This window comes from Bradyrhizobium sp. B097, assembly GCF_038957035.1.
In the GTDB taxonomy this organism is placed as follows: domain Bacteria; phylum Pseudomonadota; class Alphaproteobacteria; order Rhizobiales; family Xanthobacteraceae; genus Bradyrhizobium.
Genome location: NZ_CP152412.1, coordinates 5,274,734 through 5,289,616, shown reverse-complemented (window position 1 = coordinate 5,289,616; position 14,883 = coordinate 5,274,734). Strand labels below are relative to the sequence as shown.

13 protein-coding genes are annotated in these 14,883 nt (G+C 64.6%); 6 read left to right on the top strand and 7 right to left on the bottom strand.

The window, feature by feature from the left end; genetic code table 11:
- Positions 1-197 precede the first annotated feature (197 nt).
- The 3 genes from AAFG07_RS25030 to AAFG07_RS25020 form a co-directional block, all read right to left on the bottom strand.
- The gene (locus AAFG07_RS25030) at positions 198-1,394 is read right to left on the bottom strand and encodes an acetyl-CoA C-acyltransferase (protein WP_342722523.1); all 1,197 of its coding nucleotides are present in this window, start codon (positions 1,392-1,394) and stop codon (positions 198-200) included.
- Between the two features lie 719 nt (positions 1,395-2,113).
- Positions 2,114-2,317: a hypothetical protein gene (locus AAFG07_RS25025; RefSeq protein WP_342722522.1), complete on the bottom strand. Its 204-nt coding sequence runs from the start codon at positions 2,315-2,317 to the stop codon at positions 2,114-2,116.
- A 73-nt stretch (positions 2,318-2,390) separates the two neighbouring features.
- Positions 2,391-2,558 carry a hypothetical protein gene (locus tag AAFG07_RS25020; RefSeq protein WP_342722521.1) on the bottom strand — a complete coding sequence of 56 codons (168 nt, stop codon included), beginning with the start codon at positions 2,556-2,558 and terminating at the stop codon, positions 2,391-2,393.
- A 291-nt stretch (positions 2,559-2,849) separates the two neighbouring features.
- On the opposite strand from AAFG07_RS25020, the gene AAFG07_RS25015 reads away from it, so the two are divergent.
- On the top strand, positions 2,850-4,112 hold the full coding sequence (locus AAFG07_RS25015) for an MFS transporter (RefSeq protein WP_342722520.1): 1,263 nt from the start codon (positions 2,850-2,852) through the stop codon (positions 4,110-4,112).
- A 510-nt stretch (positions 4,113-4,622) separates the two neighbouring features.
- Here AAFG07_RS25015 and AAFG07_RS25010 read toward each other — a convergent pair.
- On the bottom strand, positions 4,623-6,902 hold the full coding sequence (locus AAFG07_RS25010) for an FdhF/YdeP family oxidoreductase (RefSeq protein WP_342722519.1): 2,280 nt from the start codon (positions 6,900-6,902) through the stop codon (positions 4,623-4,625).
- A gap of 290 nt (positions 6,903-7,192) precedes the next feature.
- Positions 7,193-7,963, bottom strand: coding sequence for an enoyl-CoA hydratase (locus AAFG07_RS25005; protein ID WP_342722518.1), 771 nt, complete (start codon positions 7,961-7,963; stop codon positions 7,193-7,195).
- A gap of 133 nt (positions 7,964-8,096) precedes the next feature.
- Here AAFG07_RS25005 and AAFG07_RS25000 point away from each other — a divergent pair, with 133 nt between their 5' ends.
- A complete protein-coding gene (locus AAFG07_RS25000) occupies positions 8,097-8,636 on the top strand; it encodes a PaaI family thioesterase (protein ID WP_342722517.1) in 540 nt (179 codons plus the stop codon).
- A 60-nt stretch (positions 8,637-8,696) separates the two neighbouring features.
- Positions 8,697-9,305 (top strand): TetR/AcrR family transcriptional regulator, encoded by a 609-nt coding sequence (locus AAFG07_RS24995; RefSeq protein ID WP_342722516.1) that lies wholly within the window; start codon positions 8,697-8,699, stop codon positions 9,303-9,305.
- A 152-nt stretch (positions 9,306-9,457) separates the two neighbouring features.
- Here the strand turns inward: AAFG07_RS24995 and AAFG07_RS24990 are convergent, their stop codons facing one another.
- A complete protein-coding gene (locus AAFG07_RS24990) occupies positions 9,458-9,970 on the bottom strand; it encodes a ParB N-terminal domain-containing protein (RefSeq protein ID WP_342722515.1) in 513 nt (170 codons plus the stop codon).
- 115 nt (positions 9,971-10,085) lie between these two features.
- Positions 10,086-11,003 carry a LysR family transcriptional regulator gene (locus tag AAFG07_RS24985; protein ID WP_342722514.1) on the bottom strand — a complete coding sequence of 306 codons (918 nt, stop codon included), beginning with the start codon at positions 11,001-11,003 and terminating at the stop codon, positions 10,086-10,088.
- 120 nt (positions 11,004-11,123) lie between these two features.
- Here AAFG07_RS24985 and AAFG07_RS24980 point away from each other — a divergent pair, with 120 nt between their 5' ends.
- Genes AAFG07_RS24980 through AAFG07_RS24970 form a run of 3 tightly spaced genes read left to right on the top strand, consistent with a single transcriptional unit; the run spans position 11,124 to position 14,867 of the window.
- Positions 11,124-12,620 carry a CoA-acylating methylmalonate-semialdehyde dehydrogenase gene (locus tag AAFG07_RS24980; protein ID WP_212317989.1) on the top strand — a complete coding sequence of 499 codons (1,497 nt, stop codon included), beginning with the start codon at positions 11,124-11,126 and terminating at the stop codon, positions 12,618-12,620.
- Between the two features lie 22 nt (positions 12,621-12,642).
- On the top strand, positions 12,643-13,788 hold the full coding sequence (locus AAFG07_RS24975) for an isobutyryl-CoA dehydrogenase (protein WP_342722513.1): 1,146 nt from the start codon (positions 12,643-12,645) through the stop codon (positions 13,786-13,788).
- On the top strand, positions 13,785-14,867 hold the full coding sequence (locus AAFG07_RS24970; protein WP_342722512.1) for an enoyl-CoA hydratase/isomerase family protein: 1,083 nt from the start codon (positions 13,785-13,787) through the stop codon (positions 14,865-14,867). Before AAFG07_RS24975 ends, AAFG07_RS24970 begins: the two co-directional genes overlap by 4 nt.
- Positions 14,868-14,883 lie beyond the last annotated feature (16 nt).

Below are 14,883 nucleotides of genomic sequence, written 5' to 3'. Positions count from 1 at the left end.
GGATGAAATGCGATGAGGGTTCTATTCGTGATGCACAATATGGCACGAGGGAGCTATGGCTAAAATGCCAAAGTTCCCTCGTTTTCGGACTCTGTTGCGGCTGTCATTGCGAGGAGCGAAGCGACGAAGCAATCCATTGTTCCGCGCATGCGGTGGAATGGATTGCTTCGCTTCGCTCACAATGACGGCTGGCTGCCTCAGTGCGTGACCCGCTCGACCGCGATTGCGGTGGCTTCGCCGCCGCCGATGCACAAAGCGGCGACGCCGCGCTTCAGGTTCTGCGCCTCCAGCGCGTGCAACAGCGTCACGATCAGCCGCGCGCCGGTGGCGCCGATCGGATGGCCAAGCGCGCAGGCGCCGCCATTGATATTCAGCCGGTCACGGGGAATGCCGAGATCGCGCTGCGCCGCCATCGCGACCACCGCGAACGCCTCGTTGATCTCGAACAGGTCGACATCGCCGACGCTCCAGCCGACCTTGTCGAGCAGCTTTCTGATCGCCGGGATCGGCGCGGTGGTGAACCATTGCGGCTCCTGGCTGTGGGTGGCGTGGCCCTTGATCTCGGCCAGAACAGGCAGGCCGTCGCGATCGGCGAGCGAGCGCCGCGCCAGGATCAGCGCGGCGGCGCCGTCGGCATTGGCCGAGGAGGCGGCCGGCGTGATGGTGCCATTGGCGCGGAATGCCGGCTTCAGGCCGGGGATCTTGGCCGGATCGACCTTCAGGGGGTGCTCGTCATTGGCGATGATGCGGGGACCTGCCTTCTCGGTGAGCGTGATCGGTGCGATCTCAGCCTTGAAGGCGCCGCCCTCGACCGCCTTGCGGGCGCGGCTCAGGGTCTCCATCGCATAGGTGTCCTGGTCGGCGCGGGTGAACTGATAGGCCTCCGCGGTGGCCTCGCCGAAATCGCCCATCGAGCGGCCGGTCTCGTAGGCGTCCTCGAGCCCGTCCATCATCATGTGGTCGATGATGCGGTCGTGGCCGGCACGGTAGCCGCCGCGCGCCTTCTGCAGCAGATACGGCGCGTTGCTCATGCTCTCCATGCCGCCGGACAGCACGATCTCGGCCGAGCCGGCCTTGATGATGTCGTGGGCCAGCATGGTCGCCTTCATGCCGGAGCCGCAGACCTTGTTGACGGTGGTGGCGCCGGTGGCGTCCGGCAGCCCCGCGCCGCGTGCGGCCTGGCGGGCGGGCGCCTGACCCTGGCCGGCCGGCAGCACGTTACCCATGAACACCTCGTCGATGCGCTCGGGCGCGAGCGTGGCGCGCTCGAGCGCCGCACCGATCACATGCGCGCCCAGCTTGTGGGCCGCGAGCGGCGTGAGCTCGCCCATGAAGCGGCCGAGCGGGGTGCGGGCGGCGGAGAGGATGACGACGGGATCGGCGCTGGTTGCCATGGCAGGATTCCCTTCAATGCCGGGGATTTGATTGGATTATTCTCATCATATGATGCGATGCAAAAAATGCAACTCCACGTCCTATGACAAAATGTCGTGTTCGCATGAATGAGGGGCCGGGATAGTTCCGCAATCACCACCGTCGTCCCGGCGAAAGCCGGAACGACACCGAATGTGTGGCGCGGCCCTTATCCACAATCGTCGTCCCTGCGAAAACAGGGACCCATAACCACAGGGTCGTGTTGTTAGAGAGGGGTGTGGCCCCAGCGTCGCGCAACAAATCCCATTTGGGGTAATGGGTCCTGGCTTTCGCCAGGACGACGATGGGGATAGTTCTCGTGCGATGCGACGCACCGTCATTGCATACAATCTCGGTGTCATCGCCCGGTCGAGTGTGGGTGGGGACACAGCTTCGCATTCTCGCGACATGGTCGTCCGAGCTTTGCTCTTCGTTTTCGCCCTCTCTCTCGCAGAGGGCGCAGGGAAAGCCGGGTGCCGATCGCACCCATGGGCCCCGAGCAATGGGTAGAAAGCTCGGGGGTAGGACCACAGGTGTAACCGGAGCAATCCGGCTTTCCCTGCGCGATGGGTTACGGCTTACTTCGTGCTCTCCCCGGCGAGACTGGGCATTTTTGTCACCGCCTTCGCAACACGCGTTGCATCTTGCGAGAGGACACCTGCCGCTAGGGCGTCAGGACCACACGACTTCACCGTCCGCGTCATGCGCGCTCGTCAGTCGCACACTCCGCGTCCACCGCATCTCGACCCACGTTCGTGACGACCGCGAAGCGCCCCTCGATCGGGTGAGACAACGCATTTAACATCTGAGTTGGATCAGATGTCAAGTCAAATTCGGAAAAGCCGAATGAATTCGAGCCGAGGATGGACGACTTGTAGGATGGGTGGAGCGCAGCGATACCCATCAACTTTCTTCCGCGCGGAAACATGATGGGTTTCGCTGCGCTCTACCCATCCTACGGTCCACTACGACGTGACCTAGTCCGACCGCCACGCGCCGAGCAAGAACCGCCGCTTCGGTGTCGAGCCCGCCTGCTTCTGCACGTCGGGCAGGTCGACGGCGTAGCGCTTCATCAGCAGCTTGATTGCGATCCCGATGATCACAAAGGGCGTCACGTAGATTGCGAAAACTTCGAAGGCGTTCATGGCGTCCTCCGCGGTTTCGGAGCAGGCATGCTAGCACATTCGCTGGGCGGAGGGGGCCGGCCGATCCGCGGCGTGCTCCAGACAACCAGGCGGGGCAGTGCAACACGTTGCCCCTGATGCCGCCGCGCATGGCCGCATGCGGCGGCTTCGATTGACAGCGGCGGGCTCGGCGCTACGCTCTCGGAACAGGACGTTTTCTCAAGAGAATCAACGGCCGAAGCAAGACCCAGAATCAAGACCCAGAAAAACCAAGAAAAGGGCAGGACACGCCGTGACACGCGTCATCGCGTCTTGAGCGGGACCACGCGGACTTCCGCGCTCGCGCCATTTCGCATCCGCAGCTATCGCTTCCAATGGCCCTCCGATCTGCTCACCTCCTGGGCGTTCGAGGTCGAGACGCTGGTGCTCGGCTGGTACATCATGGTCGAGACCGGCTCGGTGCTGCTGCTGACCGTGCTCGCTTCGCTGCAATATGTCGGCACGCTGGTCGCGCCCGTCGTCGGCATGATCGGCGACCGGATGGGGCATCGCGATCTGCTCGCCGTGATGCGCTTTGCCTACACGGCACTCGCCGGGACCATCATGATGCTGGCGCTTTCAGGCCATCTGGCGCCGCTGAAGGTCATGATCATCGTCGCGCTGATGGGCGTGATCCGTCCGTCGGACCTCGGCGTGCGCGGCGCGCTGCTCGCCGACATCATGCCGCCGGCGCAGCTGGTCGGCGCCATCAGCCTGGCGCGCACGACGCAGGACTCGGCGCGCATCGCCGGCGCGCTGACCGGGGCCGGATTGTTCGCGGCGCTTGGCATCGGCTATGTCTATGTCGGGATCGCGAGCTTCTATTTCGTTGCCGCGATCCTGATGCTCTGCATGGGCCGTCCGGCACAAGTGCACGGCGCGGCCGATCAATCGGCAAGCGACTTGCCCGGTTCGGCGCTGCTGCGCGACCTCAAGGAGGGCATCGTCTACGCGTGGAGCGGTCCCGGCATGCGCGCAGCGCTCTGTGTCGCGTTCCTCGCGAATCTCACCGCGTTTCCGCTCACCAACGGCCTATTGCCCTATGTCGCGCGCGACATCTTCCATACCGACCAGACCGGGCTCGGCTATCTCTCCGCGAGTTTTGCATTCGGCTCGCTGATCGGCTCGATCACGCTCAGCATGGCCGGCGGCGTGCGCATCGCGCGGCTTTTGATCGGCGCGACGCTCGCCTGGTATGCGATGCTTTTGGTGTTCGTCGAGCTCAGGACCATGCCGGTGGCGATGGCCTGCCTGGTGCTGGCCGGGATCGCGCAGAGCATGTCGATGATCTCCGCCGCCGTGATGCTGATGCGCAATGCCAGCGCGCATCTGCGCGGCCGGGTGATGGGCGTGCGCATGATGGTGATCTACGGCCTGCCGCTCGGCCTGCTCGCCGCCGGCAGCCTGATCGACCTGATCGGCTACACCGCGACCGGCACGCTGCTCGCGGCGGCCGGCTTCATCGCGATGCTGGCGATCGCGCTGCACTGGCGGGCGGATTTGTGGCCGGTGCATGCGCCGGCCAATGCAAGGTGAGGAGTAGGCGTAGCCCCGATTTCGCTAGGTAGCCCGGATGAGCGAAGCGATATCCGGGGCGAATGGTCCCGCATGTCGCTGTGCTCATGCGGGCTACAAGCGACGTCGTTAGGAAGATTTGCGGGCAGCCTCAAGTTGGCTGCACAGCGCGGAAGCGATTTCGGATTCATCCTGCTCGCGTATCGGGCCAAGCTTGCTCGCGAGCTCCCTTGCGCCTTGGACAGTTGCTCCGGCGGGAGCGAAGACATGAAGATAAGTGTCTTGCCAAGCCGGTCCATTGATAAGCACGGACCAGCGCCACTGATCATCGTGGCAAATTCCGAAGATGCGCCGTCCGTTGATCGGGTGCGTGACGCATAGTGGCCCTTCCCACCATGTTTCCTCTTGCACAGCACAGTTCCTCTGTTGGCATCAGGTGATCATGCCACATCCTGTGCAGCGCAGACATGCCGAATGTTCGCTGCCGGTCACAGGCCCTTCGGTAGCCGAAGAAGCCGCTGCCACATCAGATTACGTTGCCTGGCTCGCCCGCCGAATATGCACCGGCACCGATTTGTACGACGGCGTGCCGCTCTCCTTGTCCTGGTAATCCAGCGGCACGAGGCCGTTCGCTTCCGGATAGTAGGCGGCGACCGAGCCGCGGGCGATGTCGTAGACGATCGCGGTCAGGGTGAGGCGGCGCGGCGCGCCCGAGGGCAGCGCTGTCTCGATCTCGACGAGATCGCCATGGGCGAGGCCGCGCGCGGTGAGGTCCGCCTCGTTGGCGAACAGCACGTCGCGCCGTCCGAACACGCCGCGATAGCGGTCGTTCAATCCGTAGATCGTGGTGTTGTACTGATCGTGGCTGCGGATGGTGGCGAGCTTGAGGATGGTCTCGTCCGACAGCACCGGATCCTCTTCGAGACCATCGAAGATAAGGAATTCGGCCTTGCCCGATGGTGTCGTCCATTTGCGCTCGGTCGGCGGCAGTGGCAGGCGGAAGCCACCGGGAATCCGGATCCGCGCGTTGTAATCCTTGAAGTCCGGGAAGACGCCCTCGATGGCGTCGCGGATGCGATCGTAGTCGGCGATCAGCTCTGGCCACGGCACCTTGCTCGCCGGCAAGGTTGCCGTCGCCATGCCGGCAACGATCGCCGATTCCGAAAGCAGGTTTTCGGAGGCCGGGGTCAGCTTGCCGCGCGAGGCGTGCACCATCGACATCGAATCCTCGACGGTGACGACCTGCGGCCCCGAGGCCTGGATGTCGCGCTCGGTGCGCCCCAGCACCGGCAAGATGATCGATTGCTTGCCGACCAGAAGATGCGAGCGGTTCAGCTTGGTGCCGAGATGCACCGCAAGCTCGAGCTTGCGCATGCCGGCCGCGCAACGTTCTGGATCGGGCAGCGCGATGGCGAAATTGCCGCCGAGACAGATCAGCACTTTCGATCGGCCGTCGTCGATCGCCTCCATCGCGGCGACCGCGTCATGGCCGCGATGGCGCGGCGGCTTGAAGCCGAAGGTGCGCTCGATGCCCTCGAACATCGGGATGTTCGGCTTCTCGGTGATGCCGACGGTGCGGTTGCCCTGCACGTTGGAGTGGCCGCGCAGCGGGCAGATGCCGGCGCCGGGCTTGCCGTAATTGCCCTTCAACAGCAGCAGGTTTGCGATCTGCTGGACATTGTCGGTGCCGCGGCTGTGCTGGGTGATGCCCATGCCGTAAGTGACGATGGTGGCGTTGGATTTTGCATAAGCGGCGGCAATCTCGCCGAGCTGGGTGCGCGTGAAACCGGAGACGGTCTCGATCGCCTCCCACGACGTGGCGCGCAGGTCGGCGGCGAACTTGGCAAAGCCGTTGGTGTGCTCGGCGATGAAGGCGTGGTCGAGCACGTCGTGGCTCGCGTCATCCTTCTCGATCAGCGCCTTCATGACGCCCTTCAGCACCGCGGCGTCAGCGCCGACCTTCGGCTGGTAATACGTCGAGGCGATCCGTGTCGAGCTGAAGGTCGCCATCTCGATCGGGTCCTGCGGATCGGCAAAGCGCTCCAGCGCGCGCTCGCGCAGCGGATTGAACACGATGATCGGCACGCCGCGGCGCGAAACCTCCCACAACGTGCCCATCATGCGCGGATGGTTGGTGCCGGGGTTGTGGCCCATCGCGATGATCAGCTCGCAATGGTCGAAGTCGTCCAGCGACACCGTGCCCTTGCCGATGCCGATCGATTGCGGCAGCCCGACGCTGGTCGCCTCGTGGCACATGTTCGAGCAGTCGGGGAAATTGTTGCTGCCGTATTCGCGCGCGAAGATCTGGAACAGGAACGCGGCCTCGTTCGAGGCGCGGCCGGAGGTGTAGAACTCGGCCATGTCAGGATCGGGCAGCGCGCGTAGGCTCTCGCCGATCCGCGCGAAGGCGTTGTCCCAGCTGATCGGCTGGTAGGTGTCGCTCGCAGCGTCATAGGCGAGCGGTTCGGTCAGCCGGCCCTCGTTCTCGAGGTGGAAGTCGCTCCAGGTCAGCAGCTCGGTGACGGTATGGTCGGCAAAGAATTGAGGCGTGACGCGCTTGCTGGTCGCCTCCCAGGTCACGGCCTTGGCGCCGTTCTCGCAGAACTGGAAGGTGGAGGTGTGCTCCTTGTCCGGCCAGGCGCAGCCCGGACAGTCGAATCCGTCGGGCTTGTTGGTGCGCAACAGCGTGATAGGCGCCTCGACCAGATCCATCTGGTCGCGCACCGCGATCGCGGTGGCCTTGAGGGCGCCCCAGCCGCCGGCCGGAGCATCATAGGGTCGGATACCGGGAACGTCGCGCTTTTGGACCATATGTCCTCCTGCAGCTCTTGAGTTCTGACCTCGTGCGTTTGTCCCGAATTGATTGTTTTGTTGGCCGCGCGCGCGGCGATTTGCGAGAAACCGTGTTCCGATCGACGTTCTCGATCTGGAGCGCCTGCCTCGCGATTGAGGTTAGACTAATCGGCTGGGGCCGGCGGTCAACACTCTGTCAGGTTGGTCTCGTAGCCCGGATGAAGCGAAGCGCAATCCGGGGCGATTCCACCCGCGGATGATGTGTCCCGGATTTCGCTGCGCTCCATCCGGGCTACAAGGTGTCGTTGTTACCGCTTGCGATCCAAAAATCCCTGCAACAGCCGTTGCGGCTCGCCGGTCTGGAAGGATTTTCCGAACACACCGACGCTGAGGTTGACCGACTCGGTCAGCGGCAGCTCTTCCCACTGCCGCAACAAATCCTTCTGGATGCGCAGCGCTTCGGGGCCGCATTCCAGCAGCGCCTTCACGGTGTGCTCGACAGCCTCGTCGAGGCCGCCCGGCTTTGCGACCGTGTCGACCAAGCCCCAGCCGAGCGCGGTGGGGGCGTCGATGTTCTCCGCTGTCATCATCAGCCAGCGGGCGCGGCCCCAGCCGATGAGGCGCGGCAGCAAAGCGGCATGAATCACCGAGGGGATGCCGACGCGCACCTCGGGCATGCCGAACATCGCATCATGCGCCGCGACCCGGACGTCGCAGGCGGCCGCGACCTCGAGGCCGCCGCCGAGGCACCAGCCGGGCAGGCGGGCGATCACGGGCGCCGGGAATTTGCGCACGGCCTCGCAGAGATCGCGCAGGCGGCCGATGAAGGCTTCGGCTGACGCCTGGTCGAGCGTCGCCATCTCCTTGATGTCGGCGCCGCCGATCATGCTGCGCTCGCTTTCGCCGGCCAGGATCACGGCGCGGATGGTCGGATCGGCGGCGAGGTGCTCAAATCCCTCGCGCACGCCGTTGGTCACGGCCGAGCTGACGATGTTCAGCTTGCCGGCGTTGCAGATCGTGAGGCGGACGACGCCTCTGGGGTCGCGGTCGATGCCGCAGTGGGGGTTGAGCATGTCCATGGAAAAAGTCCCGGCGCAGGAATTGATCGCGCCATGTCCCGGACAAAGCCTGTCTCTGTCAAGACGCTGGCCGGCAGTTGCGCCGGGGGACGCGGATATATAGAATTACACGTATCATATAAATGGAGCCGTCATGACCGCCGCCGAGACATCAGACCTGCATTCGCCCGAACTGACGCGCACGCGCGTAGTCGAATGGCAGGCGCCCGGGCCGGTCGCCAGGGCGGCGATGCCGATGTCCGGCATCGAGGCGATGCGCGCGATCCGCGACGGCCGCCTGCCGCCGCCGCCGATGGCAAAACTGATCGGCTTCCGCGTGGCCGTGGTCGACGAGGGGCGGATCGTGATGGAACTCGAACCGCATGAGAGCCTGGAGAACACCATCGGCCTCCTGCACGGCGCGACCGCCGCCGCGCTGCTCGATACCGCGATGGGCTGCGCGATCTCGACCCTGCTGCCCGCGGGGCAGACCTCTGTCACACTCGACCTCAAGCTGACCTATCTGCGCCCGCTCTCGGCGCGCTCGGGAACCATCGCGGCCGAGGGCAAGGTGATCAAGCTCGGCCGCCAGACCAGCTACACCGAGGGCTTCGTTCGCGACGGCAAGGACAATCTTGCGGTGCACGCGACTGCGACGTTTTCCATGCTGGGCGGGGAACCAAAAGCGAAATAACTGCAGCATTCCCGGCGCAAATCTGCTATTGTATGATTAGAAACATTCCATGAGATCGGCATGCGCTATTCGAAAGAACACAAGCAGGAGACCCACGCGCGGATCGTGAAGAAGGCCGCGACGCGGCTGCGCGAGAGGGGCGCCCATGGCATCGGCGTCGCCGACCTGATGAAGGACGCCGGCCTGACCCATGGCGGCTTTTACGCGCATTTCGATTCACGCGAGGCGCTGGTGATCGAGGCCTTCAATTACGCCATGGACCGCGCCAACGAGCGCTGGCGCAAGGTCACGGCGGAGGTGCCGCCGGAGAAGCGGCTTGCGACCATCGTCGACGGCTACCTGTCGGCGGTGCATCGCGACGATCCCGGGCAGGGCTGCGCGGTGCCGGCGCTCGGCGCCGAGATCGCGCGCGAAAGCCTGAAGACCCGCAAGGCCTTTGCGCTCAAGCTCGACCAGATGATCGATATGATCACCGACCAGATCCAGGACGTGCCGCGCAAGACCGCGCGCAAGCAGGCGATGGCCACGCTCGCGACCATGCTGGGCACCATCGTGATGTCGCGGATCGCGGGCAGCGGCGAAATGTCCGACGAGATCCTGAGCGCCGGCCGCGAGGCGGTGATGGGGCGGGCGGCGGTGACGAAGAAACCGCGTGCCAGAGCGAATTAGGGGAGTTCCTGCGACGAGGCGCTGGATCTCACCGGTTTGGTTTCCTCGGCAACGAAGGCATGAGGCACCCTTTGGAAGGCCTCAGCCCTGCGAGGCTTCCGGAGTGACGGCCCTTCGCACGCTCCCTCCGACCTTGATGGCCGAGGCGGTAATCAATAACGACCACCATCGCGCTTTTGTTGTGTGAGCCATTCCGACAGCGTCCTCGTTTTTGATCCTGGATCGCCCGACGACCCTCGTCTGGTACTCGTTCCGGAGCGAGCCGACCGAAGCTTGGCTGATTCAGTTTCCACGATCGCGTCTGCGGAAGCCGACGATCTCTCGGCAGCTTCTCTCTCGAGGCGCAGCTTCTTCAATCGCGCCATTTTGTCCCGCTCGGCCTCTGTCTCAGCTCCGTCGGACAACAGCGTCTTGTGGTGAGCAGTCTCTGCTGAACCCCAGACTCCGATGATGGTTGTCTCGCCAAGCGCCTTGCAGGCCTCGAGCCGATGTAACCCCTCGAGCAAAACGAGGCGGCCCTCATCAGGCCGAACGAGAATGGGGACTTGTTGCCCAACTTCCAGAATACTCGCCGCGATTTCTTGAACGAGCTCAGGCCTGAGGGTTTTCCGTTTCTTAACGGGCACGTAAATCTGATCGATTGGAAGACTTTCCGGGTCGGGCACAGTGTTACTCCCTACTCAGGATCCGTCCAAAATGCGGTATAAGGATGAAGCGTCACACCGCCAAGGCATTTCTCAAAAAGGCATTTCTCAAACCGAGCTCGGGGGCCAGCGCTCGTCAGGTCGCCCCGGCAAACAGCGCGCGCTCGGCTTCGACCGTCTCGTAGATGTAATCCGCCACCGCGCGGATGCGGGCGAGGTCCTTGCTATCGGCGTGCATCAGCAGCCAGAAGGTGCGCGAGATCCGCACCTCATCGCGCAGCACCGGCTGCAATTCGGGGTGGGCGGACGCCATGAAGTGCGGCAGCACCGCGATGCCGAAGCCGGCGATGGTGGCGTTGAGCTGTGCGATCAGGTTGGCACTGCGGAATTTGGCCGAGATCTTCGGCGAGACCAGCGGCAGATAGTCCAGTTCCGGCGTGAACAGTAGTTCCTCGATGTAGCCGACGAAGCGGTGCTTCGGCAGGTCGGCGCGCGCGGCGATCTTCGGCGCCTGCGCGAGATAGCCGGGTGCGGCATAAAGCCCGAGCGTGTAGTCGAGCAGCTTGCGGCCGACGATGCGGCCTTCCTTCGGCATGGTCAGACTGATCGCGATGTCGGCCTCGCGCTTGGAGAGCGAAAACAGCCGCGCGGTGGCGACCAGCTGCAAATCGAGATCGGGATACCGCTCGGTGAACTTGACCAGCCGCGAGGCCAGAAAGTGGCTGCCGAAGCCGTCGGGCGCGCCGATCCGCACCGTGCCGGTGAGGTGCGCGCGCGAGCCGCCGACCGCCTCCTGGTTGGCGACGATGGTGGATTCCATCGCCTCGGCGCTGTCGGCGACGCGCTGGCCGGCCTCGGTCAGCAGATAGCCGGTCTTGCGCCGATCAAACAGTTTTGCGGAGAGGTGGCCTTCCAGCCGGTCGACACGCCGGATCACTGTGGCATGATCGACGCCGAGCTGCTTGGCGGCAGCCGACACCGACCCGCCGCGCACGATGGCAAGCACGAAACGGAAGTCGTCCCAGTCGATCGTGTCGCCGCCTTGATCCTGCATTTCCGCACATCTAAGGTGCAATTTATCGGACTTGAATCCTATAAAATGCAGGGTCATTAGGGTTTGTAAAGCGATCTTGCCGCGAGGAGCGGCGATTCAGGTCTTCAAGGGAGGATATTCATGCGCTCGATCGGACATTTCATCGGTGGCAAGGAGGTCAAGGGCACCTCGGGCCGTACGGCCGACGTCTTCGAGCCGATGACCGGCGACGTCCAGGCCAAGGTGGCGCTGGCCTCCAAGGCCGAAGTCCGCGCCGCGGTGGAGAACGCCCGCGCCGCGCAGGGCGAATGGGCCGCCACCAACCCGCAGCGCCGCGCCCGCGTGATGATGAAATTCGTCGAGTTGGTGCAGCGCGACTATGACAAGCTCGCCGAACTGCTGGCGCGCGAGCACGGCAAGACCGTTCCCGATGCCAAGGGCGACATCCAGCGCGGCCTCGAGGTCGCCGAGTTCGCCTGCGGCATCCCGCATCTGATGAAGGGCGAATACACCGAAGGCGCCGGCCCCGGCATCGACATCTATTCGATGCGCCAGCCGCTCGGCGTCGTCGCCGGCATCACGCCGTTCAACTTCCCGGCGATGATCCCGATGTGGAAGTTCGCGCCCGCGATCGCCTGCGGCAATGCCTTCATCCTCAAGCCGTCGGAGCGCGATCCCGGCGTGCCGATGATGCTTGCCGAACTGATGATCGAAGCGGGGCTGCCGGCCGGCATTCTCAACGTCGTCAACGGCGACAAGGAAGCGGTCGACGCCATCCTCGACGATCCCGACGTCAAGGCGATCGGCTTTGTCGGCTCGACCCCGATCGCGCAGTACATCTACGAGCGCGCCGCGCAGACCGGCAAGCGCTGCCAGTGCTTCGGCGGCGCCAAGAACCACGCCATCATCATGCCCGACGCCGACATGGACCAGGCAGTCGATGCGCTGATCGGTGCCGGCTACGGCTCGGCTGGCGAGCGCTGCATGGCGGTGTCGGTTGCGGTGCCCGTCGGCAAGACCACCGCCGACCGCTTGATGGAAAAGCTGATCCCGCGCGTCGAGTCGCTCAAGATCGGCACCTCGGTCGATCCGTCGGCCGACTACGGTCCGCTGGTGACCCGCGAGGCGGTCGAGAAGGTCAAGAGCTACATCGACATCGGCGTCAAGGAAGGCGCAACGCTTGCGGTCGACGGCCGCGGCTTCAAGATGCAGGGCTACGAGAACGGCTTCTATCTCGGCGGTTCGCTGTTCGACAACGTCACCAAGGACATGCGGATCTACAAGGAAGAGATCTTCGGCCCGGTGCTCTCGGTGGTGCGCGCCAAGGACTATCACGAGGCGCTGGCGCTGCCGTCCGACCACGACTACGGCAACGGCGTTGCGATCTTCACCCGTGACGGTGACGCGGCGCGCGACTTCGCGGCCAAGGTCAATGTCGGCATGGTCGGCGTCAACGTGCCGATCCCGGTGCCGATCGCCTACTACACCTTCGGCGGCTGGAAGAAGTCCGGCTTCGGCGATCTCAACCAGCACGGTCCGGACTCGGTTCGCTTCTACACCAAGACCAAGACGGTGACCTCGCGTTGGCCGTCCGGCGTCAAGGACGGCGCGGAGTTCTCGATCCCGACGATGAAGTAAGTCCGTTCAGGGCGAGGCAACGATGCAGTTCGCTCTCAACGAGGACCAGATCGCGGTACGCGACATGGCGCGGGCGTTTGCGGCGGAGAAGATCGCGCCGCACGCGCTCGAATGGGACGAGAAGAAGCACTTTCCGGTGGACGTGATGCGCGAGGCAGCAGGCCTCGGCATCGGCGGCATCTACATCAAGGACGATGTCGGCGGCTCGGCGATGACGCGCTTCGACGCGGCGCTGATCTTCGAGGCCTTGGCGACGGGCTGTCCGACCACGTCCGCCTTTATCTCGATCCACAACATGGCGTCCTGGATGATCGATGCCTATGGCAACGACACCCAGCGCCACAGATGGCTGCCGAAGCTCTGCACCATGGAGCTGCTCGCCAGCTACTGCCTGACCGAGCCGGGCGCCGGCTCCGATGCCGCTGCGCTGCGCACCCGCGCGGTGCGCGACGGCGACCATTACGTGCTCAACGGCCAGAAGCAGTTCATCTCCGGCGCCGGCAGCACCGATCTCCTGGTGGCGATGGTGCGCACCGGCGGCGATGGCCCCGGCGGCGTCTCGACGATCGTCGTCGACGGCAAGACGCCGGGCGTGTCGTTCGGCGCCAATGAGCGCAAGATGGGCTGGAACGCGCAGCCGACCCGCGCGGTCGTATTCGAGAACGCGCGCGTGCCGGTCGAAAACCGGCTCGGCGAGGAGGGCATCGGCTTCAAGATCGCAATGGCCGGCCTCGACGGCGGCCGTCTCAACATCGCGGCATGCTCGCTCGGCGGCGCGCAGACGGCGCTCGACAAGGCGCTCGCCTACATGAAGGACCGCAAGGCGTTTGGAAAGCGGCTCGACGAGTTCCAGGCGCTGCAATTCAAGATCGCCGACATGGCAACCGAGCTCGAGGCCGCACGCACCTTCCTGTGGCGCGCGGCCGCCGCGCTCGACCGCAAGGATGCTGACGCGTCCATGCTGTGTGCAATGGCAAAGCGGTTCGGGACCGATGTGGGCTTCGAGGTCGCCAACCAGGCGCTGCAACTGCACGGCGGCTACGGCTACCTCAGCGAATACGGCGTCGAGAAGATCGTGCGCGATCTGCGCGTGCACCAGATCCTCGAAGGCACCAATGAAATCATGCGGCTGATCGTGTCGCGCAAGTTGATCGAGGGCGCGCGATGAATGATGTGGCCGCTGCCGAAGGCGACCTGATTGCACGCAAGGAAGGGGCGGCCGGCATCATCCGGCTCAATCGACCGAAGGCGATCAATGCGGTGACGCTGGAGATGTTCCGCGACATCGACAGGGCGCTCGACGCGTTCGAGGACGATCCCGATGTCGCGGTCATCGTGCTGGAAGGCGCCGGCGAGCGCGGCCTGTGCGCCGGCGGAGATATCCGCGCGCTCTGGGAAAGCTCGAAGGTCAAGGGCGACCTCGGCAAGATCCTGTGGCGCGACGAGTACATCCTCAACGCGCGGATCAAGAAATTTCCGAAGCCGTACGTCGCCTTCATGGACGGCATCGTGATGGGCGGCGGCGTCGGCTTGTCGGCGCACAGCCGGCACCGCGTGGTGACCGAGCGAACCAAGCTTGCGATGCCCGAAGTTGGGCTCGGCTTCTTCCCTGACGTCGGCGGCACCTATCTGCTGTCGCGTTCGCCGGGCGAGATCGGCACCTATTTTGGCCTCACCGGCACCACCATGAACGGTCCTGACGCGATCTACGCCAAGTTCGCCGACGCGGTGGTGCCGAGCGCAAAGCTTCCGGCGCTGCGCGAGGCGCTGACCAAGGTTGCGCCGGGCACGACGTCCACCGAAATCGACCGGCTGATCGCAGGCTTCGCCACCGGCGAGAAATCCGGCCCTGTCGCCGCGCTACAGGCCAAAATCGACGGCTGGTTCGCGCGCGGACGGATGGAAGACATCGTTGATGCGCTGAAAGCCGATGGCTCCGAGCTGGCGCAGGCCACGCTGAAGACGCTCAGTGAGAAGTCGCCGCGCGGCACGGTGGTGACGCTGAAGCTGCTGCGGCTGGCGCGGGCGACCGAGACGCTGGAGGAGTGCCTGGTGCGCGAGTATCGCGCGGCGCTCGAAGTGTTCGCCAGCGACGATTTCCGCGAGGGCGTGCGCGCCGCCGTGATCGACAAGGACCGCAATCCGAAGTGGTCGCCGCCCAATATCGAGGACGTGACAGCGGAGATGCTGGCGCCTTACTTCGCCGAGATCGGCGCCGATGAACTGAAATTTCCTGACAGCAAATAGAAACGTCGCAAGCGGA